The sequence below is a fragment of the Achromobacter sp. Root170 genome (assembly GCF_001428165.1).
In the GTDB taxonomy this organism is placed as follows: domain Bacteria; phylum Pseudomonadota; class Gammaproteobacteria; order Burkholderiales; family Burkholderiaceae_B; genus Achromobacter; species Achromobacter mucicolens.
In genome coordinates this window covers 84,450-105,783 of sequence record NZ_LMHN01000021.1, presented here as the reverse complement: position 1 = coordinate 105,783, position 21,334 = coordinate 84,450, and the positions used below count along the sequence as shown (strand labels likewise).

Sequence of the window (21,334 nt, the reverse complement as noted above, 5' to 3'; positions counted from 1 at the left end):
CGCGAGATTTGCGCAACACTTATGCTAAATATGAGTATAAGCCTTGTCAAGCGTCAAACGACACGCGAGACGGGCAACTTGCTGCCTGCAATGGCGCGCTCCAGCAGGACATCCCGCCGGAACCGGAAAAGCTTTGCAGGCCGTCCGGCCATCCCGGTCGCCATCGCGCCGGTCTCTTCCACCAAGTCCTGCTGCTCGATAAAGCGGCGAAAGTTCTGCTTGTGCAGACCCCGCCCCGCCAGCGCCTCGACCGCCATCTGCAACTGCAACAGCGTGAATTCATCTGGCATCAGCTCGAACACCACTGGCCGGTACTTGATCTTGGCGCGCAAGCGCGCGATGCCGGTGGCCAGGATGCGCCGGTGGTCGTGACGCATCGGCTGCCCCGGCGCTGCGGCCTGGCCCCCGGTGCGCCGCGCCGCCTCGGGCACCAGCCCGGCTTCGAACAGCAGTTCGTAGCGTTGCAGCACCATGTCTTCGTTCCACGCGGCGCCGTCCAGGCCGAACGTAATGGCTGCGCGTTGATGGCGGCGCGCACGGACCGAGGCGTCCGCACTGTCTTCGCACCAGGCCGACAGGCGCGGCACGATCACCTCGTCCACCAGCGCGGGGGTGCCGGCGCGCCGGTCCTCCCACGGAAAATAGCGATACCAGTCCTGCCATCCGACCTGCGCAACGCCCGTTTCGCCCGCCTCGCGCGTCAGGCCCAGATAGCTGACCGAAATGACGCGCCCGCCCGACTCATCGGAGCGGTCGCCGTCCGCGAACGTATAAAGCTGCTCGACATAGCCCAGCGGATGGTGCGTCTGCGCTTCCACCCAGTCTCGCAAACCTGCCTGCAGCGAGCGATGCGACAGCTCGAACGGTCCGGCCGGCAACGCGCGCGCATCGTCCGTGGTCAGCACGCGCGGCTCGCCGTTGGTGACGGCCACCAGCACGGCAACGAGTTCAGCATGAACGGAGCGTTCGACGGATTCGGTCAAGGCAGGCGAGGAAAAGGAAGTGTGGGTGTCGGCGCGCGCAAGGCGGGCGGGAAGGTGAGGATTATAAGGATGCAGTGTGGCAAGTTTGGGGGCCGTTGTCCTGCAACAGCCCCTTGCAATCGTGACATCCAGAACGCAGCCTGCCCGCGGCGGCGGTTCTAAGATAGATCCATGTCCAGGCGCATCGCCATCCTGGCATGCGCGCAGTCGGAGCAATCGCCATGTTGAAAACCTCTCCCGATCCGAACGCCGCGTCCAAGGCCGCTGACGAACAAAAACCTCACACCGACCCGCGCAAGGGCACCGAAACCCTGCCCATGCCCGATGAAAGCAAGGTCGTGGCCGGCATGCCGCGGCGCGGACGCGCCATTGCCGAACCCGGCGAGCCCGGCGTCATCACGCCAGAAGACGACGTGCTGGATACGTCGTACGACACGCCCAAGCCTTGACGCGCAGCCGTCACCCGACCACCGCCGGCATCCAGCCGGCGGTTTTAATTACGGTTGGGGCAAATCCCTGCACCGGCCCGCCAGAATCTCCACGAACGCTTCCGTCACCAGCGAGGGCGCCGTCTGCGTCGGGTAGGCCATGCTGACGCGCACCGGCAGGCGCGGCGTGAACGGCCGGATGGCCAACTGGCCGGCAAACACGCCGGCAATGTACGGATTGACGATGCCCAGTCCGCTGCCCGCCGCGGCCAGCGCGCAGATCGTCGACGAATAGGTGGTTTCGATTTCGGACGCAGGCTGGACCCGGTGTTCCTGCATCGCACCGCGAAGCTGCAGGTACACGTCGTCGTCCGCATTGAGCACCAGCAACCGCCGCGCATGCAGGTCCATGATGCCGACGCTCGCCTGCGCGGCCAGCGGGTGGTCCGGCCGCATCACACACACGGCGGCGCTTTCGTGCAGGGTGCGCAAATCGAGTTGCGTCCCCTCCAGCGGCGCGGTGGTCACGACCACGTCGTAGGTTCCATGCAGCAGCCCTTCGCGCAAGTATTGGCTGCCGACGGTCTGCATGTTGATGTGGACATCCGGATAGCGCTGCGCGAATTCCTCCACCGCGCCGGGCAACATGCCCAGGCCCAGCGCTGGCGTGCACGCCAGCCGCAGCACGCCGCTGCCGCTGCGGCGCATGGCCGCGACCCGATCCTCGATTCGTTCCAAACCCACGAAATGACGCTGCACCGTGTCGAAGAGATCCTTCGCCTCGCGCGTGGGCCGCAGCCGCCCGCGCTCCATGTCGAACAGGCGCAGCCCGGTGGCCTGCTGGGTCTGCGCCAGCAGCCGGCTGACCGAAGGTTGGGTGGTGCGCAGCATCTGGGCCGCGCCGGTGGTGGTGCCCGCCAGCATCACCGCATGGAAGGCTTCGATCTGGCGGAAATTCAGCGGTCGGCTCATGGCGTCACAGAGTATGGCAATTCTGCATAGCCTATGTGCAAAAAAGAATTTTTTCAAATACTAGGCGGCTCCTACACTGGATTTTCCAGGGCGCCGTCAGATGTGCCCGCCACGCATCCACTGTTTGGGGAAATGACCATGAATCGCCGCCGCCTTCTGCAGGCCCTGTGCCTGACGCTTGCAAGTGCCGCCTTGCCGCTCACCGCGCAGGCCCAGGCCAACTATCCCGACCGCCCCGTGCGCATCATCGTGCCCTTCACGGCGGGCGGCAGTTCCGATATCCAGGGCCGCCTGCTGGCCGAACACCTGGGCAAGCTGTATGGGCAATCGGTGGTCGTGGAGAACCGTCCAGGCGCTGGCGGCCACATCGGCGGCAAGTTCGTGGCGGATTCCGGGCCGGACGGCTATACGCTGCTGCTCGGCTCCATTGGCCTGCACGCGACCTATGGCGTGTACAAGGCGCTGAACTACCAGCCCGCCAAGGACCTGAAGCTGATCACCATCGTGGCGGAGATGCCCCACGTCGTGGTCGCAAATCCGGCGTTGCAGGCCAACAGCCTGGCCGAGCTCACCGCGCTGGCCAAGGCACAGCCCGACACCCTGCATTTCGGCTCGGCAGGTGTCGGATCGTCCGTGCACATGGTCGGCGAGCTCTACAAGATGTCAGCGCAGGCCCCCATCGTGCACATCCCGTATCGCGGCAGTTCGGCGGCCACCAACGACCTGCTGGGCGGCCAGATCCAGCTGTTGTTCGAGAACGTGCCCACCACCATCGGCTACATCCAGGCCAACAAGCTCAAGGCGCTTGCGATCACGGGCGCCAGCCGCTCGCCCGCCCTGCCCGACGTGCCGACCGCCGCCGAAGCCGGCCTGCCGGGCCTGACCGTCACGTCATGGACCACGCTGGCCGCCAGCAAGGACGTGCCCGATGCGCTGATCGAGAAGATCAGCGCCGACCTGAAGCGGATCTATGCCGATCCCGCGTTTCGCAGCGGCCTGGAACGCCTGGGCATGACCCCGGTCGGCAACTCGCCCGCAGAGGCTCGCGACTTCGTCGAACGCGAGCGCGCCCGCTGGAACAAGGTCATCGAAACCGAACACATCACCGCGGGTTGAACCCATGAATCGCATGTTTGCCACGCCCATCGCCTGCCGCCGTCTGAACGACGCGCCGCACCACCATTTCTTCGGTTACTACAACAAGACCGTCTGGCATCGCGACGGGCGCTATCTGCTTGCCAACCGCACCGCCTTCGCCGATGCCGTCCTGACGCCCGAATTGCGCGCCGAAGTCGGTTACTTCGACCTGCAAGACGGCGACCGCTATCACGCGGTGGGCGAGACCGCCGCATGGAACTGGCAGATGGGCTGCCAGTTGCAATGGCTGGACAGCGCCCCCAGCCCGCAGCTGATCTACAACTGCCGCAGCGCCGACGACAGCGGCGTCTATCCCGGCTTTCGTAGCGCCATCCACGACATCGCCACCGGCCAGACCCGCGTGCTCCCCCTGCCGATCTACGTGGCCGCGCCCAACAGCCGCTATGCGTTGTGCGTGGACTACCGCCGGCTCTACATCACCCACCAGACGATCGGCTACAGCGAACATGCCCCCGGCCCCGTCGCCCTCGCGCCTGCCGATGACGGCATTCGTGCGATGGATCTGGAGACCGGCGCTCACCGCCTGCTGGTCAGCTATGCCGACCTGCGCAACTTCCATCCGCGCGAGTCGATGGACCGGGCCATCCACTGGGTCAGCCACATCGAGGTCAATCCCTCGTCCACGCGCATCCTGTTCCTGCACCGCTGGACCGAACGCGTCGCGGATGAAACGTGCTTCCTGCATCGCCTCATCACCATGAACGCGGACGGCAGCGACATGCGCCTCCTGGAATGCTCCGACCACCCGCTGCCGCAACTGGCCGACGACTTCGACCCGAACGCGGTGGGCACCTTCGACTACGAGAAGTCCGAATACCAGATCTCGCACCCGCTGTGGCGCGACGACACCTCGATCATCGTCTGGGGCCCGCATGCCGGCAGCATCCACTACCACCTGTATGAAGACGCCCCGGACGGCCACGTGCAAGTCGTGGGCGACGGCGTGCTGACCGAGAACGGCCACATGACGTTTTCACCGGTCGACACGCGTTGGCTGCTCAGCGACACCTATCCGGACAGCGCCACGCACGAGCGCATCCTGTTCCTGTACGACATGGAAACGGGCGGCCGGCATGCGCTGGGAAGCTTTTATGCCGACCCGAACCTGTCCAAAGAAAACCGCTGCGACCTGCATCCGCGCTGGAGCCGCGACGGCACGCAGGTCTGCATCGACTCCGTGCACGAAGGCGAACGCCAGATGTATGTGCTGGACGTGTCGCCGATCGTGCTCAATCCAGCTTGACTTTCGCGCCCTCGATCACAGGCTTCCACTTCTGGTAGTCCTGCTTGATGGTCGCGGCGAACTGCTCAGGCGTGGTGGGCATGGCCTGCGCGCCCTGAGCAGCCAAGGCTTCCTGCATCGCCGGCAACGCCAGCACCTTGTTCAGTTCCGTGTTCAGCGTCTGGATGATGGGCTTGGGCGTCTTGGCCGACGCCAGCAAGCCATACCAGACCCGCACGTCGAAGTTCGGATACCCCAGTTCCGCCACCGTCGGCACGTCGGGCAGAACCGGGCTGCGCTTCGGCGAGGTCACGGCCAGCGCGACGGCGCTGCCGGCCTTGAGCTGCGGCGCTGCCGACGGGATTGACGTGAAGATCACCGGCACCTGTCCGCCCAGCAGGTCCGCCATGGCCGGCCCCGACCCCTTGTACGGCACATGCACGAGCTTGATGTCCGCCCGCTGCTGAAGCAGTTCGGCAGCCAGGTGCGTGATGGTGCCGGCGCCGGGCGACCCGTAGTTGACCGCGCCGGGCGCCTTGCGGGCCGCTTCGATCAGCGCCTGCAAGGTCTGGTAGGGGCTGGATTTTCCGGCCACGATGACCAGCGGCGCTTCGCCCACGATGCCGATCGGCGCAAAGTCCTTGACCGGGTCGTACGAAAGCTTGCTGCAGATGGAAGGCGCCACCGCCAGGTTGTCGACCTGCCCCATGACGATCTCGTAGCCGTCCGGCTTGGCGCGCGCGGCCGCGCCGATGCCGATGGTGCCGCCCGCGCCCGGCCGGTTCTCGGCCACCACGTTCCATTTGGTGGTCTCGCCCAGTTTGGCGGCCACTGTGCGGGACAGGAAGTCCGTGCCGCCGCCCGGCGTGAACGGAACGATGATGCGGATGGGCTGATTCGGGTAGGACTCCTGGGCGTGGGCGCCTGCCGCGACGCCCAGCACGCAAGCTGAAAGCAGAAGATTGCGTAGCATGTGATGTGTCTCCGTCGTTATTGCTTTATAGGCAGGCGGTGTCGCCTTGGTGGTCCTGCCGCGGCGCGTTCAGATGACGCCGCGTTCCTGCAATCCAAGAATGTCGTCCTGCGCAAAACCCAACTGCAGCAGCACATCGTGTGTATCGGCGCCCAGCGCGGGCGCCGGTTGCACGGGCCGGGCTTCGGCCTGCGCAAACTTGATCGGGAAACCCAGCATACGCACGTCGCCGTGGCCGCCGTGCGGCACGTCGATGGCCATGCGCTGGTCCTGCACCTGGGGATCCTCGAACACTTCCTGCAGGTTCAGCACCTGGCCGCATGGCACGCCGAACCGGTTCAGCCGTTCGATCCAGTGGGCGCTGGTGTGCTGACGCGTGCGCGTCTGGATGGCCTCGGTGATCGCGCCACGGTTGCGCATGCGATCCGCGTTCGTCGCATAGCGCGGGTCGGCGCGCAGCTCGGACAGCTCCAGCGCGTCCAGCAGCTTGTGATAAACGACGTCGTTGCTGGGCGCGATGGCGACCTGCCCGTCGGCCGTCTCGAACAGCCCGTAGGGCGACGCGATGCCGTGATCGTTGCCCGTGCGCGCCGGCAGCCGGCCGTCGGCAAAATAGTTCGACGCCTGAAAGCTCAGGAGGCCGATCATGCTGCCCAAAAGGCTCACGCTGACGCTATCGCCCTGGCCGGTGCGCTCGCGGCGCAGCAGCGCCGCCACGATGCCCAGCGCGCCATTCATGCCAGCCACCAGATCGCTGATGGGCGGGCCCGCGCGCATGGGCGGCTGGCTTTCCGCGCCATTCAGGCTCATGAACCCGCTCATCGCCTGCGCGATGAAATCGAAGGCCGGCCGGTCGCGATAAGGCCCCGTCGTGCCAAAGCCGTTGATGCTGCAATGAATGATGTCGGGCTTGAGCGCCTTGAGCGCCTCGTCTCCCAGGCCCATCTTCTGCATGACGCCCGGGCGGTAGTTCTCGACAATCACATCGCATTCGGCGATCAGGCGCCGCAGCACGGCCTTGCCCTCCTCGCTGTACAGGTCGAGCGTGACGGATTTCTTGTTGCGGTTGTAGTTGGCGAAGTACCAGCTCAGGCCATCGCGTATCACGCCCTGGGCGCGCACCGGGTCGCCTTCGCCAGGCGTCTCGATCTTGATGACCTCTGCGCCCATGTCGGCGAGAAGTGAGGTGCAGAACGGGCCCGAGATGATGCGGGTCAGGTCCAGAATGCGGAATCCGGATAAAGGCATGGGTTCTTGTGAATCCAGGGTTGCGGAAATCAGCCGACGGCGGCCACGGCGCCGTCGTAATCGTGCAAGGCAAGACGCGGCCCGGCCTTCATCACCTGGCCGGACAACGGGCGCTTCATCACCTGTTCAAGATGCCGCGACGCCTGAATCAGCGCCGCCAGGTCAATGCCCGTCTCGATGTCCATCTCGTGCAGCAGATTGACCGTGTCTTCGGTGCAGACATTTCCCGTCGCCCCCGGCGCGAACGGGCAGCCGCCCAAGCCGCCGAGCGACGATTCAAAGGACGTGATGCCCGCGTGCAGCCCCTCGACCACATTCACCAGCCCGAGGCCGCGCGTGTTGTGAAAGTGCAGGGAAAAATCCATGGCTGGAAACGCCGCGCGCAGCGCGTCGACCGTCTTGCGCACCAGCCGCGGCGTCGCCATGCCCGTCGTGTCGCCCAGCGTGACGGCGTCGAAATCCAGGCGGGCAAACTCGGCCACGATGGTCTTTAACGTGGCGATATCGATATCGCCTTCGAACGGACAACCGAAGGCCACCGCGATGGCGCCCTTGCGCCGCATGGGATGGCCCTTCAACAGCGCCGCCACGTCCTCGATATCGCGCAGCGATTGCTCCACGGACCGGTTCAGGTTCTTTCTGTTGTGGCTTTCGCTGGCCGACAGGAACACCACGACCTCATCGGCACGCGATGCCAGCGCGCGTTCAACGCCGCGCGGGTTCGGCGCCAGCGCGCTCAACACCACGCCAGGCTGCTTGTCCGCCAGCGCCAGCAGTTCCGCGGCGTCGCACATCTGAGGCGCGGCACGGGGCGACACGAACGAGGTTGCCTCGATGTGGCGCACGCCGGCGGCGATCAATTCATTCAGGATGGCAGCCTTGGTGTCGGTGGGCACGAACTCGGGCTCGCTTTGCAGTCCGTCCCGCAGTCCCACCTCCACGATCTGCACTCGGCTTGGAAGGCTCACTTCTGTCTCCTCGCGCCCGCGCGGCGGGCGGTCCATGGGCTTGATGAGTCATCTTCCGAGGTCATCCGCCCCGGCACAAATCGCGAATCTTCAGCGGGGCGTCGCCATTCGCGATGGCTGGGCGCGGCGGCTTGTGAGCTGGCCGTCTGGATTTTGCTGCGCAACATCCGGGTCCGAATTCGGAAAGACCTGCCTCAATTGCCGGAGGCGGCGGCCTCTTGCAGCAGGTGTTCCATCAGCAGCCGGGCTGCGCCGGACAGGGGTTCATTGCTGCGCACGCACAATTTGAGCTGGCGCCGCGCCCACGCGTCCGTCAAAGGGATAATCCTTAGATCGCCGCAATCGAAAAGGGACAGCGCCTCCACGGGCACGATGCCGATGCCCAGTTCCCGGCGCACCATCGACACCAGCGCATCGTACGAGGTCACCTGGAACCGCAGCCGCACCGTGCGATTGATGGCCGCCGCCTCGCGCGTGAACAGGTAGTTCGCGGCGCTGCCCCGGTGCATGCCGACATGGTCGTATTCCAGCGTGTCGGCAAACGCCACGCGCTCGCGCGCGGCAAGCGGATGAGACCGGTTGACCACCAGCGTCATCACATCGCGCCGGTACGGAAAACTCTGTAGCCCGCTGTCGTCGTCGGTCTGGGTATAGATGCCGATATCGCTCACGTTTTCCTGCACCGCGCGCGTCACCGCCGAACTGACGTTTTCCTCAAGATCGATCTGCACGCCGGGATGCAGAGCCAGAAAGCGCTGCAGATCTTCCGGCAGGAACTGCGTGATGGACGACAGGTTGGCCGCAATGCGCACGTGCCCGCGCACGCCCGACGAAAAGTCCCGGATCTCGTCCGTGAGGCCGCGCGCCTGATGCAGCAGCGCCCGCGCATGCCGCGCCAACGCGTGACCCGCGCCCGTCGCTTCCACCCCGCGAGCATGCCGCGTGATCAGCGCCACATCCAGGATGCGCTCCAGTTCCGACAACCGCTTGCTCAGCGCCGAAGGCGCAATGTGCTCACGCGTGGCGGCCGCCGCAATACTGCCCTCTTCGACCACGGCCACAAAGACCTGCAGGCTGTAGAGATCCAGGCGAGGCGCGGATGATCGGATCGATGGGTCGAAAGTCATGGCACGAGCGTACCGTAACGATTCCCGGAAATGCAAAAAGCCCCGATTTCTGGGAAATCGGGGCTTTTATTGGCTGGCCGGTGAGGCCTTGCCGGTGTTCGTGGGGGACAGGGGGGGAGTGCGGTTACACATCGGGGCTTTAAGCGACGAACTCGCTACAAGTGCCCAGCGTGACGCAAAAAGGCTGCAGATGCGAGCGCACGGTGGGCGCCTCCCCTACGGCCCATACGCGATCGGAGTCGGGCAATTGAGATGAGTTAGATGAGCAAAGCGGTTCTCGCAGGGGGGAACAAAATGCTCAATTACATGACTTCTGAGTATTGATGCCGCGTATAACTTGTCATCGCCGAGTGCAGAAAATCAAGCACAATTTCTCCAATTTGCCTCGAAAGATAGGGAGGAACTGCATTTCCAACCTGCCAATATTGATGCGTGCGGCTTCCCTCGAAATAATAATTATCCGGGAACGTCTGTAGTCGAGCCGCCTCCCTCACCGTGAGACTGCGGCATTGTGCTGGGTCAGGGTGAATGTAGTAATGCCCGTCTTTAGCAATATGTGACACGATGGTTGTTGACGGCTGATCCCTTAGCTGAACCCGGAACCTATCGAGAAAGGGCACGCTCTCACCATAGACATTGTCATGCAGAGGAAGAAGCTTAGGGGGAAAGTCCGGCACCTTCAGTGACCGCTCCTTCATCTCTGCATAGCATGATGCAAACAGATAGCGCCCAAGGTCAGAACGCATGTGCTTCCGCGTCTCATGCTGAAGCACTCCGCCCATTCTCGAATCCCCAAGCCACGCGTGCAAAGACCGAGGCATTCCTGACAAATCCTGTTCACACTCTATAAAAGAGCTGCCAAAAGAGTCGTTGGTTTGCGCTTGTGCATATGCACCAATCATTTTCTCTTCAATTTCCTGACGATCGGGATGCCGCCAGCCCTTTAGTGCCTGCTTTGCGTCACGCAATGCGGACAACCACGTCGCATGGCTGTCGTCTTCCTTTGAAAGCCTGCTTCGCAAAGGAGGCATGCCGGCTAGAGCCTCACCAACCGTCACCACCGCGGGTGCAGGCTTCAACACCAACCGACCCGCTTCATTCAGCGCGCAGGCGCCCCTGCCGGCCCAATCAGAACGGATGCCGAATAGTATGACTCGATGCCGTGCCTGGGGCAGGCCGAGCGTTTCAGACTCGATGAGGTAGTCGAGAGGCGTCAGATTTGCTTTGTCCGTCACAAAAGATCGAATCTCATAGTGATGGCCGTTGCCCGGACTTCGCAGATCCGACAGTATTCGTTCAAAGATGAGTGATCCGCCAAGACGGGACGTCAGAATTCCTTTTACGTTCTCCATGACGAACACTGTCGGCCCGAAATCACGCAGAATTCGCAGATATTGCTCATAAAGCAGATGGCGCGCGTCACTCTCAAACTTCTTTGGGTCGCCGGGTCTCATTCTGGATCGGCCTGCCATTGAGTAAGCCTGACACGGAGGCCCGCCAATCAGCACCCACTCCGAAGCTCCGCCCAAGGCGGACTCGATCCAGTTATCGACTTCCCGGTTTGGAGTACCCCCGAGTTCGGCGCACCGGGCTTCCAGCGCGGCAGAACGCGCTTCCGGCGGCACATCGGGATGAGCGAACAACTCTTCTCGAGAGATTTTTCCCCTTACATAATCGTAGTAGCAGTCCGGGACATGCTTGTCGCGCATTGCCCTGTATAGCGCGCGGAGAGACAACGTACGGTGGGCGATTTCGTCCTTTTCTATCGACAGCCGAACATCGAATTTTCGTTGGCCGTCGTCTCCCAGGATGGAAGAGAACCCCTCACCCAGCCCACCCGGCCCTGCGAAAAGGTCTATCACAGGTATGGCAGCAGCTGGTTTCATCGTTTTGCAAAGTGGAGTCATCCGGAGGGATTCTGGAGTGTGTCGAAGTATACCAGGCGGGTCCTACTGCCCGGACCCTTTGCCCCCCCGGAAGACGTCCGCTGCCTTCTGACATTTTGTGGCAAGATGATACGATATTATTGTTAATCATTACCAAGCCTAACGATTCATCATATCCGTCAATTTAGACGTCACCAGAATTAACCCAGGCATCCCGGACACCACGCCCCAAGCATTCGTGCGTTAACCAACTTAATGGCGCCACATAGGAAAAAAGGAGGGAAGGAATGAGCGAGAAGTCGGCACTCGCGAGCCGGACCCTGCCGCGCCTGCTGAAGATGGCTATCCGAGCCGGAATCCAGGCGGTCGTGCGCGTTCACCTGAATCGGGGGATGCAGGTGGACGCAACCGACAGCGGCGGACGCACGGCTCTTTCGCTAGCGGCCACGTACGGACATGAGGGAATATGCCGATTGCTGCTGGAATCGGGTGCCGACCCACACGCACGCGATCTTCAAGGAGATGACGCATTCTCCCTCGCCCTCAAATCCAATAACGTCGGAATTCTCTCGCTACTTGGCCAGCATCGTCACCTCGTTCCAGGAAGTCAGGAAAGCCGCGACACGATATCCGCCGTACCGGAAAAAGCAAAAACACCATCGCCGTCAGCTCCCCCGCTTCCCGCGTTATTTTCACCGGTGGCCGTAAGCCCGCTCGAAGGAGAGCGACGTTGCCAGAATGCCATGCTGCCGACCGAGAAGGCGGCCGACTCAAAGAACGGCACGCGGCTGGATCAGGGCAAGAATCCCGCCCAGGAACAGCAAGAGGAACGTGGCCCCGTCCCAGATGCACCGCCTAATGAGGCGTCACCGCAAGCGACAGTTTATCCGTTGCACGCCCAGCACGAACCGGCACGGGTTATTCCGAGCGCAGCTGCTCAAAAATACTCCGGAGAATCCTTTCAATTTGAGGTCGGCAGGCTGCTCGTTGAGCGCAGCAGTACCGCCCCACAGCGTCGTGATGAGTGCAACCGTGCAATAAGTGCCTTGGCGCATGCTGAACCGCCGTACATCATGGCCTCCCAGCCCAGCGGGTCATCCCGAACGCAAGAGATCGCCGCCACAGCGGCAGCCGAGCCGCTACTAGAAGACCTGGAACTTTCCGGTTGGGAGCCGGAGGACGAAGCCCCTCTTCCTGCCACGAACGAGGCCTGTGAGAACGCGGCTCTGGAACTGCAAGGTCACATTTCACGGCACATACCAATAGACGACTACCAAGATTGGTCAGATATTGATATTGATTTACCGGAATCTCGTCGCAGATTGAAGCCGTCTGCGGCGGAAGATCTCGAGCCCTTGCGCATCTTCCTGCTCCAGGGTTTGAGGGACGGGAGCGTCTCTTCCCAAGCGTTCTCAAATGTTATCTTCGCGCCGTCAGAAGAGACCGAGGTCGCATCGGAAACTCGTCTTCGCAATCTGCTCGGCGACTTGGGCATAATCATCAGTGACGACCTTCCCGGATGGTCCGAATCTGCTCGAATCTCCGACGAGTGGAACGATGACATGGAGACCCTGGCGGATGAAGCGGTGTCCTTCTGGACTCAGCTTTCACGGCAGGACAACGAGCCAGTGTGGCTATTTTTGAAGGAAGCGAGCGCCTTTGAACTGCTGACAGCTGAGGCCGAGATCAGCATAGCCAAACGGATCGAGGAAGGCACTAGAAATAGTGTCTCGGCCATCGCGGCGTGCCCTGCCACAATCGACGAAATCCTCGCATCCATGCGCGCTGTCCGTAATGGATCCGTGTCCATCGATCAGGTTATCGATGGCTTTAACGACGACGATAATGAAGATAGCGATGAAGCCGAGCCTGAATTGCCTGTCGACGACTATGACTCCGATCACGCGGCCGCCGGCAAGCTGACCGAGCAACTTCGTCTCAAGTCCTTGGCCAAATTCGCAGTGATTGAGTCGTGGCATCTCAGGATGAGCGACGCTTTCGAAAGTCAGGGGCCAGACTCAGAGGCATATTTAGAAGCCCGAGAGGCCATTCAGGCTGAACTGATGAATGTCCGGTTCACGCCCGGCATGGTAGAGCGAATGACCGACACACTTCGATCCTGCCTCGCAGAGCTCCGTACCCATGAACAGGCCGCGATGTCGATCTGCGTGGAGCGCGTCGGGATGCCACGCGAGCACTTCGCAAAGTCCTTCCGCGTCAACGCCACGAACCTGGACTGGGCACCTCAGGAGGTTGCTGCCGGAGGAGATTATGTTGAAGCGCTTGGCCGCCACGTCGAAGCCATCCAGGAAACGCAGCAGCATCTCATAGAACTGCAACGTCGCCTGGCCCTACCCCTCATACGGCTCAAAGACATCAGCCAACGCATGACCGCCGGGGAGGCGACAGTCCGCAAGGCGAAGCATGAGATGACGGTAGCGAACCTGCGCCTGGTGTTCTCGATCGCCAAGAAATACTTCAATAGAGGAATGGACATATCCGACCTCGTTCAGGAAGGTTGCCTCGGGCTAATGAAGGCAGTAGACAAGTTCGATTACCGTCGCGGCTTCAGGTTTTCGACGTATGCGACCTGGTGGATACGACAGGCCATAACGCGCTCAATTGCCGATCAAGGCTCGACCATCCGGATCCCCGTTCACATGGTAGAAACAATCAACAAGATGGACAAGGCTCGACGCGAGCTGAGCAACGCTACCGGATTTGAGCCAAACATCACCGAGCTGGCAGACAAGATGGAAATATCCAGAGAGGCCGCATCGAAAATCGCGAAGGTCATCCGTAGGCCGGTTTCACTGGAGGAGTTTGCGGACGATGCGCAACAGCAAAGTTTCGATTGCCACATCCATGGCTCCGGACTGACCCTGGCTTCGCCGGAAGAACTTGTCTCGGAGCGGGAAATGAAAGACATTGTCCGCGAAGTACTCGACGCACTGCCGCCACGAGAGGCCAAGGTCTTATGCCTGCGGTTCGGTATCGGGTGGGGGGCCGACATGACGCTGGAGCAGGTTGGTGCCCAGTTCGACCTCACTCGCGAACGCATCCGTCAGATCGAGGCCACGGCTCTGCGGAAGTTACGGCATCCCGGCCGAAAAGCCAAGCTCACGGGCTTGCTAGAAGGCTGTTGAACCGTGATGACAACAACAATGACCGGCTCCTCCCGCATGCGACACGCGCCCCCGAAGGCAACAGCGATGATAGAGTCGCTGCGAGGATTGGGGTATTCCACCGCCACTGCGTTGGCAGACGTGATAGACAACAGCATCGCTGCGCATGCAACCCATGTGGAACTCCGTTTCGCATGGGCTGGTTCCCTGAGTACCGTGGCCATTCTAGACAATGGCGACGGAATGAACGAAGCGGAGCTGGACATCGCAATGCGTCTGGGCGAGAAAAGCCCTCAGGATGCCAGGGATGCGTCCGATCTCGGCCGGTTCGGGCTGGGCATGAAGACCGCCTCCTTCTCGCAATGCCGAAGGCTCACCGTTGCGAGTCGCAAGCTGGGCGCTCTCAATTGCCTGCGTTGGGATCTCGATGCACTGGCATCCAGTGAAAATGATGGCTGGTATTTGCTGGAAGGAGCTGCGGCGGGCTCCGAACACATGCTGCGGGCCCTGGACGGCAAGGAGCAAGGAACTCTGGTGCTCTGGGAGCACAACGACCGGATCGTCACGCCCGGGTTTCGAGAGCAGGATTTTCTCGACCTGATCGACAAGGTCGAGCGTCATCTTGCGATGGTCTTCCACCGCTTCCTGCAAGGCCCCCAACCCCAGTTCCTGCTGACCATAAATGATCGGCCGGTTAGGCCATGGGATCCATTCCTGACTGGCCATCCTGCGACATGGTCGTCGCCCATCGCCACTTTTTCATCCGCCGGCGGACAGGTGGAGGCTCAGGCATATGTCCTTCCTCACAAGGACAGGCTGGCCCCCACCGCACACGAAAATGCGGCCGGGCCTGACGGCTGGACGGCACAGCAAGGCTTCTACGTATACCGCAACAGGCGCCTCCTGCTGGCGGGAAGCTGGCTTGGTCTTGGACGAGGCCGGTCATGGACGAAGGAAGAAGCACATCGCCTCGCCAGGATCAGACTGGACATTTCCAACACCGCGGACTCGGAATGGAAGATAGACATACGAAAATCGACGGCCCGGCCGCCCGTAGCCCTGCGTATGCCCCTGACGAGGCTCGCCGAAGACGTGCGCGAGCGCGCACGAAGGGTTTTTGCCCATCGTGGCAAGGCAGTGAAGGCCGGGGGTGAGAAGAGTCTCGCCGAAGCGTGGCACGCAGAACACTTCAAGGGCGGGATCCGCTACCGGATAGACAGGGGTCATCCCGCAGTGAAATCAGTGCTCGATGATGCCGGTCCGCTGAAAATGGACATAGGCGTCATGTTGCGCATATTGGAAGAAACAATCCCGGTCCAGAGAATCTGGCTTGATACTGCCGAAGCAAAGGAAACGCCGCGCACCGGCTTCGCGGAGGAGCCGCCGGCAGAAGTCTTGAAAGTTCTGTCGACCTTCTACAAGAACATGATACGGCGTCGCGGGTTGTCGCCAGTTCGCGCGCGCGAAATGCTCCTGAGGGTGGAACCCTTCGATGCTTATCCGGAAATCATTCGGGCCCTCCCTGACGTCCCTGAAGAACTTCAACAAGACTTAGGTCATGACAACAACTGCCGAAACGAACAGTAATAAGGTCGTAAAGTTTGTCCAGGAACTTTTACTTGACCATGACGAATCCGAGATCACGGCCGGTCTGATTGCCGACAAGATAGGGCTTGTGGTAGGAATGAACCCGAAATGGGGAGAGGCGCTCGACAAGGATAGCGTCACTGACGAACTCATCCGGCGCTTCAGCATGTGGACCGGAAAAGATACAGCCTTGACCAGTGACATCAATCATCAGCCATGGTTGGTGTCCGCTCGCAAGGACGACTGGCGATATTGGCAACGGTATCGCGAATGGCTGGAACGCAAGCTTTCATTCAAGGCCGTCGAAGCTCTGGACAGGTCCACTGACGCGGTTCTCGAGCAGCTGGAAGACCCGAAGCGGGAAGGAAGGTGGGACCGCCGCGGGCTTGTCGTAGGCCACGTCCAATCGGGCAAGACGGGCAACTATACCGGTCTCATCTGCAAGGCAGCAGACGCTGGCTACAAGATCATCATCGTACTTGCAGGCCTGCACAATAATCTCAGGTCACAGACTCAAATGCGACTGGACGAGGGTTTTCTTGGCTATGAGACCAAGCCTGCGCAAGAGGATATAAGGATCATCGGAGTCGGTGAAATCGACAGTGATCCTGCCATTCGTCCCAACTATGTGACCAACCGCACGGACAAGGGGGACTTCAATACCGCAATAGCCAGAAAGCTCGGCATCACACCGGAGCAACGCCCTTGGCTCTTCGTGGTCAAGAAGAACAAGACGGTACTCGAACGCCTGTTTCAATGGATACGGAACCACGTTGCGGACACTCATGACTCGGAGGGCGGTAGAAAGATCGTCACCAGATTTCCCCTGCTCCTGATTGATGACGAAGCAGACCATGCATCCGTGGACACTGGAGAATTATGGTTTGATGCCGACGGGAATCCTGACGAAGAACATCAGCCTACGGCAATCAACAGCAGAATAAGGAAAATTCTCCATTCCTTCTCCAGAGCCGCATATGTCGGGTATACCGCCACTCCATTCGCAAACATCTTCATCCACGAAAAAGGCGCCACACGGGAAGAAGGACCTGACCTTTTCCCCTCTGCGTTCGTGATCAATTTAGCGGCTTCGTCAAACTATGTCGGCCCGTTGAAAGTCTTCGGCACTTCGACCCCCGAGGGCCGGCAGGGGGGATTGCCTCTGGTGCGCCCCGTAAGCGATTACGCAAGCGAAGACGGTCTCGACGGATGGATGCACCAAAAACACAGAAATAGTCATATACCACTCCATGACGGCCAGCTGAAAATTCCGCCGTCGCTTGTGGAAAGCATTGACGCATTTCTGTTGTCCTGCGCCCTGCGCCACATCCGCGGCCAAGGCAGCGACCATAGCTCGATGCTCGTTCACGTGACTCGATTCAACACTGTACAAGAGTATGTGCATCGACAGGTTGAGGAACACATCGATCAAATCCGTCAACGTCTTCACCGCCGAGTCGACCACGAAAGCACGGTCCAGCGCCTGCACACTCTCTGGAAAGAGGACTTTGAGCCCACCTCGCGCGAACTGCAGGCGTCATCTGTCGAGCGACTGCCCGAACACGCTCCCGAATGGGAGAACGTGTTGCAGGCTCTCACGGATGTCATAGGGGACGTCCAGGTCCGGATGATCAACGGAACGGCGAAGGATGCGCTGGACTACTCCGAACACGACGGAGTCGGCCTCAAGGTCATAGCCATCGGAGGGGACAAGCTTGCACGCGGGCTGACACTGGAAGGCCTTTGTACAAGCTACTTTCTTCGTGCGTCACGAATGTACGACACTCTCATGCAGATGGGGCGCTGGTTTGGGTATAGGCCAGGCTACCTTGATCTATGCCGCTTATACACCACACAAGAGCTATGCGAATGGTTCGGGCATATCACGGATGCGGCAGAGGAGCTCAGGGAAGAATTCGACCTGATGGCTGCGACGGGCGGGACGCCGCGAGATTTCGGCCTAAAGGTGCAATCTCATCCGGTACTCATGGTGACCTCGCGTTTGAAAATGAGATCCGCCAAGAGCTTGTGGCTCTCCTTCAGCGGACAACTGCTGGAAACCGTGTCCCTGTTCCGTGACAAGGCCACCTTGCAGCGGAACCTCAAGGCTGCGCAGGGACTGCTGGCAAGCCTCGGCACACCGGAGAAGAACCCGACTCGGCAAAGGCCTGGCGGTTCCCAGCAATGGCAAGGTTTTCTCTGGGAAGAGGTTGAAGCAACCCAAATAGTGGAATTTTTGTCTTCGTACGAAACGCACCCACAAGCCCACAAGGTGAACAGCGCCATGATCGCTGAATTCATTCAGTCCATGTCCGCAAAGGATGAGCTTAAACAATGGACTGTGGCGCTTATCGGAGGCGGCGAAGGAAACGAGGATGAGATCATCGACGGCATCTCGGTAAAAATGCTCAGGCGGAAAGCCAACGCCGCATTGGAGGACCGTTACGCCATCGGCCGGCTGCTGTCTCCACGCGATGAAGCGATTGACCTAGATGAGGACTCGTGGGCGGCCGCACTGAGTCTCACGCGTGAAGCATGGAGAAAGGACGCAGCGAGAACCGCCGGAGAAAAGGAGCCCGACGTGCCAAACGGACCGGCAATCCGGAGAGTTCGTGGTTCAGGTTCCGGGGACGTAAAAGGTCACCCGGAAAAGGGCTTGCTCTTGCTGTATGCCCTCGATCCTGCAGAGGCCAAGGCGGAGTTCTCGCACGACACACCGCCCGTCATCGCGTTCGGCATCAGCTTTCCCGATAGCAAGGCGGGCGTCAAGGTCGAGTACAAGGTCAACAATGTAGGTTGGGAGCTGGAATATGGCGGCGCGGACTGACCCATACGACGAGCTCGCAGCGGCATGGCGTGCTCTCGGCAACTCCAGTGATGATGACGGCTGGCGACTCATTCCGGTGGCCCCGGACGGCCCCTGCCGATTCCTCGCCGGCAGACGGTTCCCGGGGAATGAGGAGTCGCTGCTCATAGGTTTTGCTACAGCGCAACTGCCTGCTGCCCTCACACTTCCACAAGGCAGAGGCTTCAAGGTGGACAAGGTGTCGCTGGCAGGAAGAGAGGCGAGCCATCCCTGGATTGCCCTCTCCAGGAAGGAGGGTCGCAGCACCGAGCTCTTCACGATGATGGCTACAGACGTCATCACGACGATGATGCGACACACCCCAGCTGGGGACGTGCGTGCCTTCAATCTTTTCCTGACTCGCATACGCGCCTGGCAGGACTTCATGCAACGCAATCCGGATGACGTGCTTTCCGCAGAGGCGGAGGTCGGTCTCTTCGGCGAGCTTCACCTCCTGCAGTCCCTGGCGTTGAATGGTTTGCCCCCCCATGACGCAGTGGAGGGATGGCTCGGGCCTCTAGACGGTTTGCATGATTTCCTTTTCGGAACCGGCGGAGTGGAGGTGAAGAGCACTGTCGCGTCAGGGAGCTTTCCCTCGCAAATCGGAAGTCTGGAACAACTGGACGACAGCTTGGTCCAGCCCCTGTTCCTGGCTGGAGTTCGACTCGAACTGTCTCCCGAGGGAGAGACACTCACGGAACGCGCGGCTGCCATCCAGGCACTCTTTGCTGATGACCCTGTAGCGCAGTCCATACTTGACGGCAAACTCCTCCGGGCCGGGCTGTTGCCTGGCACCGAAGAGAAGTACACCAGGAAGTTCAGACACGTGGGAACCAGGATTCTGCGAGTGGCTGAGGGGTTCCCTCGTCTCACCGGCCGGAGCGTACCAAATGAGATAAGAAAGGTACGCTACGAGATCGATCTGGATCTCATCTCTGCACACACAGTCGGCCTGCGCCACGCAATGAAAGAACTAGGATTAATTTGACAATGGAACTGGAAGAATTCCTGCAACAGACGCAGGCCGATGTTCGGACGCAGATCAGCGAACGTCTTGAATCACAGGATGGCCAGGGATACCCGTATCCCGAGACGATCTTCGCCGAAGTGGTGATGGAGCATATGGCCGATATCGGGATGACGCATGAACCAACCACATGTCACTACTCCGCCAAAGTGGGAAATGCCAATCTCCGTCTCAGCGGATATGCCCTGTCCGAAGACGCCGAGCAACTCGACCTTTTCGTAAGCCTTTACGAAGGAGTCGATCAGATCACTCCAGTGACGGACACGGAGACGAAGACTGCAGCAGAACAGTGCCTGCGCTTTCTGGCGAAATGTGCTGAGGGTAAGCTGTCTCGCACGATGGACGAGTCCAATGATGCATACGCGCTGGCGCTGTCCATCGAAGGGGGCTATGCGAATCTTGATGAAATCAGGATCTACGTCGTAACGGACCGGCGGGCAAAGTCGAAGGTGTTCAAACCGCGCGAGGTCGGCGGAAAGACAATAAAGCTGGAGGTTATGGATATCGAGCGGCTGCACCGCCACTGGTCTGAAGGCAAGCCACGTGACGAACTCGTCGTCAACTTTGAAGAGCTAGCAGGAAGCCCGCTTCCTTGCGTCTATGTACCTGCCCAGGACGCAGACTACGACTATGCCCTGACGGTGATTCCCGGAGAGTCGCTTCGCTTCATATATGAGAAATACGGTCAGCGCCTTCTGGAGGCCAATGTCCGTTCGTTTCTCAGCGTGACCGGCAAAGTCAACCGGGGGATCCGCGATACGCTCAAGAGCAATCCTGAACGGTTCATGGCCTACAACAATGGCATCGTGATCGTGGCAGACGAGATAAGCATTAATCGCGCAGCAGACGGCAGCCCCGGCATTTCCTCTCTCAAGGGGATGCAGATAGTCAATGGCGGACAAACCACCGCGTCCATCTATTTCTCGAAAAAACGGGCACCAGAGATCGATCTGAAACGAGTCCGTGTCCCGGCGAAAGTCATCATATTGCGGTCGCAGGACGATCTTGCCGAAGAGGCCCTGATCTACGACATTTCCAAATACGCCAACAGTCAGAATGCCGTCAAGCAGTCCGACCTTTCTGCCAACCAGCCATTCCATGTTGAAATTGAAAAGCTGGCTCAGGCTGTGGTGTGTCCGAACGGAGTGGGGCGATGGTTTTACGAACGTGCTGCCGGCAGCTACAAGACTCTGCTTGCTCGTGAGGGAACGACGCCAGCAAAGCTCAAGCATTTGCGGACTGAGATCATCCCTCCCGCACGCAAGATTACAAAGACCGACTTGGCCAAATATCTGACGGCTTGGGATAGAAAACCGCATATGGTGAGTTTGGGTAGCCAGAAGAACTTCGAGCGTTACATGGAGAGCATTTCTCCAGGAGACCCGCAATCTTCAGCCCCTCTTCCTGACGTAAAGACGTTCAAGGAAATGATCGCCAAAGCGGTGTTCTTCAAGAAGACTCACGCCCTCGTACGGCCTCTGTTTCCGGCATTCCAGGCCAACGTGGCCGCCTACCTGGTGTCTATTGCTTCTGAAAAAATCGGTGACCGAATTGCCCTCGACAAGGTCTGGCTGCAGCAAGACATCTCACCAGCGCTCCGAGCACAGCTTACGACTTGGGCCTCCGAGGTCAATGAAGTCTTGCATCGCAGCGCTGAGGGCAGGATGATCTCTGAGTGGGCGAAGAAACCTGAGTGCTGGGAGGCGGTCCGCTCCGCGCACTATTCTCCAGTGAACGAAAACACACCTGAGCTGACCTAATATATTCGCGGGGAATGCAAAACCC

15 protein-coding genes are annotated in these 21,334 nt (G+C 60.4%); 8 read left to right on the top strand and 7 right to left on the bottom strand.

Going from position 1 to position 21,334, the window contains the following annotated elements; all coding sequences use genetic code 11:
• Positions 1-53: 53 nt before the first annotated feature.
• Positions 54-983 carry a hypothetical protein gene (locus ASD87_RS26140; RefSeq protein WP_056327866.1) on the bottom strand — a complete coding sequence of 310 codons (930 nt, stop codon included), beginning with the start codon at positions 981-983 and terminating at the stop codon, positions 54-56.
• A 221-nt stretch (positions 984-1,204) separates the two neighbouring features.
• Between ASD87_RS26140 and ASD87_RS26135 the strand changes: the two genes are divergently transcribed.
• A complete protein-coding gene (locus ASD87_RS26135; RefSeq protein ID WP_056327865.1) occupies positions 1,205-1,432 on the top strand; it encodes a hypothetical protein in 228 nt (75 codons plus the stop codon).
• A 48-nt stretch (positions 1,433-1,480) separates the two neighbouring features.
• Here ASD87_RS26135 and ASD87_RS26130 read toward each other — a convergent pair whose 3' ends face one another.
• Positions 1,481-2,383 carry a LysR substrate-binding domain-containing protein gene (locus tag ASD87_RS26130; RefSeq protein WP_056327864.1) on the bottom strand — a complete coding sequence of 301 codons (903 nt, stop codon included), beginning with the start codon at positions 2,381-2,383 and terminating at the stop codon, positions 1,481-1,483.
• A 138-nt stretch (positions 2,384-2,521) separates the two neighbouring features.
• On the opposite strand from ASD87_RS26130, the gene ASD87_RS26125 reads away from it, so the two are divergent.
• A complete protein-coding gene (locus tag ASD87_RS26125; RefSeq protein ID WP_056327863.1) occupies positions 2,522-3,499 on the top strand; it encodes a tripartite tricarboxylate transporter substrate binding protein in 978 nt (325 codons plus the stop codon).
• A gap of 4 nt (positions 3,500-3,503) precedes the next feature.
• On the top strand, positions 3,504-4,784 hold the full coding sequence (locus ASD87_RS26120; protein ID WP_056327862.1) for a hypothetical protein: 1,281 nt from the start codon (positions 3,504-3,506) through the stop codon (positions 4,782-4,784).
• On the opposite strand, the gene ASD87_RS26115 is transcribed toward ASD87_RS26120, so the two are convergent.
• The 5 genes from ASD87_RS26115 to ASD87_RS26805 form a co-directional block, all read right to left on the bottom strand.
• A complete protein-coding gene (locus ASD87_RS26115; protein WP_056327861.1) occupies positions 4,771-5,736 on the bottom strand; it encodes a tripartite tricarboxylate transporter substrate binding protein in 966 nt (321 codons plus the stop codon). The genes ASD87_RS26120 and ASD87_RS26115 overlap by 14 nt on opposite strands.
• Positions 5,737-5,805: 69 nt before the next feature.
• A complete protein-coding gene (locus ASD87_RS26110) occupies positions 5,806-6,984 on the bottom strand; it encodes a CaiB/BaiF CoA-transferase family protein (protein WP_156403518.1) in 1,179 nt (392 codons plus the stop codon).
• Between the two features lie 29 nt (positions 6,985-7,013).
• On the bottom strand, positions 7,014-7,952 hold the full coding sequence (locus ASD87_RS26105) for a hydroxymethylglutaryl-CoA lyase (RefSeq protein WP_156403517.1): 939 nt from the start codon (positions 7,950-7,952) through the stop codon (positions 7,014-7,016).
• 194 nt (positions 7,953-8,146) lie between these two features.
• Complete coding sequence (locus ASD87_RS26100; protein ID WP_056327858.1) at positions 8,147-9,079, bottom strand: LysR substrate-binding domain-containing protein; 933 nt, start codon at positions 9,077-9,079, stop codon at positions 8,147-8,149.
• 302 nt (positions 9,080-9,381) lie between these two features.
• The gene (locus ASD87_RS26805) at positions 9,382-10,965 is read right to left on the bottom strand and encodes a DNA cytosine methyltransferase (protein WP_082586436.1); all 1,584 of its coding nucleotides are present in this window, start codon (positions 10,963-10,965) and stop codon (positions 9,382-9,384) included.
• 287 nt (positions 10,966-11,252) lie between these two features.
• On the opposite strand from ASD87_RS26805, the gene ASD87_RS26800 reads away from it, so the two are divergent.
• The 5 genes from ASD87_RS26800 (at position 11,253) to ASD87_RS26075 (ending at position 21,309) form a co-directional block, all read left to right on the top strand.
• The gene (locus tag ASD87_RS26800) at positions 11,253-14,111 is read left to right on the top strand and encodes a sigma-70 family RNA polymerase sigma factor (RefSeq protein WP_082586435.1); all 2,859 of its coding nucleotides are present in this window, start codon (positions 11,253-11,255) and stop codon (positions 14,109-14,111) included.
• 66 nt (positions 14,112-14,177) lie between these two features.
• Positions 14,178-15,677 carry an ATP-binding protein gene (locus tag ASD87_RS26090; RefSeq protein ID WP_056327856.1) on the top strand — a complete coding sequence of 500 codons (1,500 nt, stop codon included), beginning with the start codon at positions 14,178-14,180 and terminating at the stop codon, positions 15,675-15,677.
• Positions 15,649-18,504, top strand: coding sequence for a Z1 domain-containing protein (locus ASD87_RS26085; RefSeq protein WP_056327855.1), 2,856 nt, complete (start codon positions 15,649-15,651; stop codon positions 18,502-18,504). The genes ASD87_RS26090 and ASD87_RS26085 overlap by 29 nt, the downstream gene beginning before the upstream one ends.
• The gene (locus ASD87_RS26080) at positions 18,488-19,510 is read left to right on the top strand and encodes a PD-(D/E)XK motif protein (protein WP_056327854.1); all 1,023 of its coding nucleotides are present in this window, start codon (positions 18,488-18,490) and stop codon (positions 19,508-19,510) included. Before ASD87_RS26085 ends, ASD87_RS26080 begins: the two co-directional genes overlap by 17 nt.
• A gap of 2 nt (positions 19,511-19,512) precedes the next feature.
• Entirely contained in the window at positions 19,513-21,309 is a 1,797-nt protein-coding gene (locus ASD87_RS26075) for an AIPR family protein (protein WP_056327853.1), read from the top strand.
• The last annotated feature ends 25 nt before the right edge of the window (positions 21,310-21,334 follow it).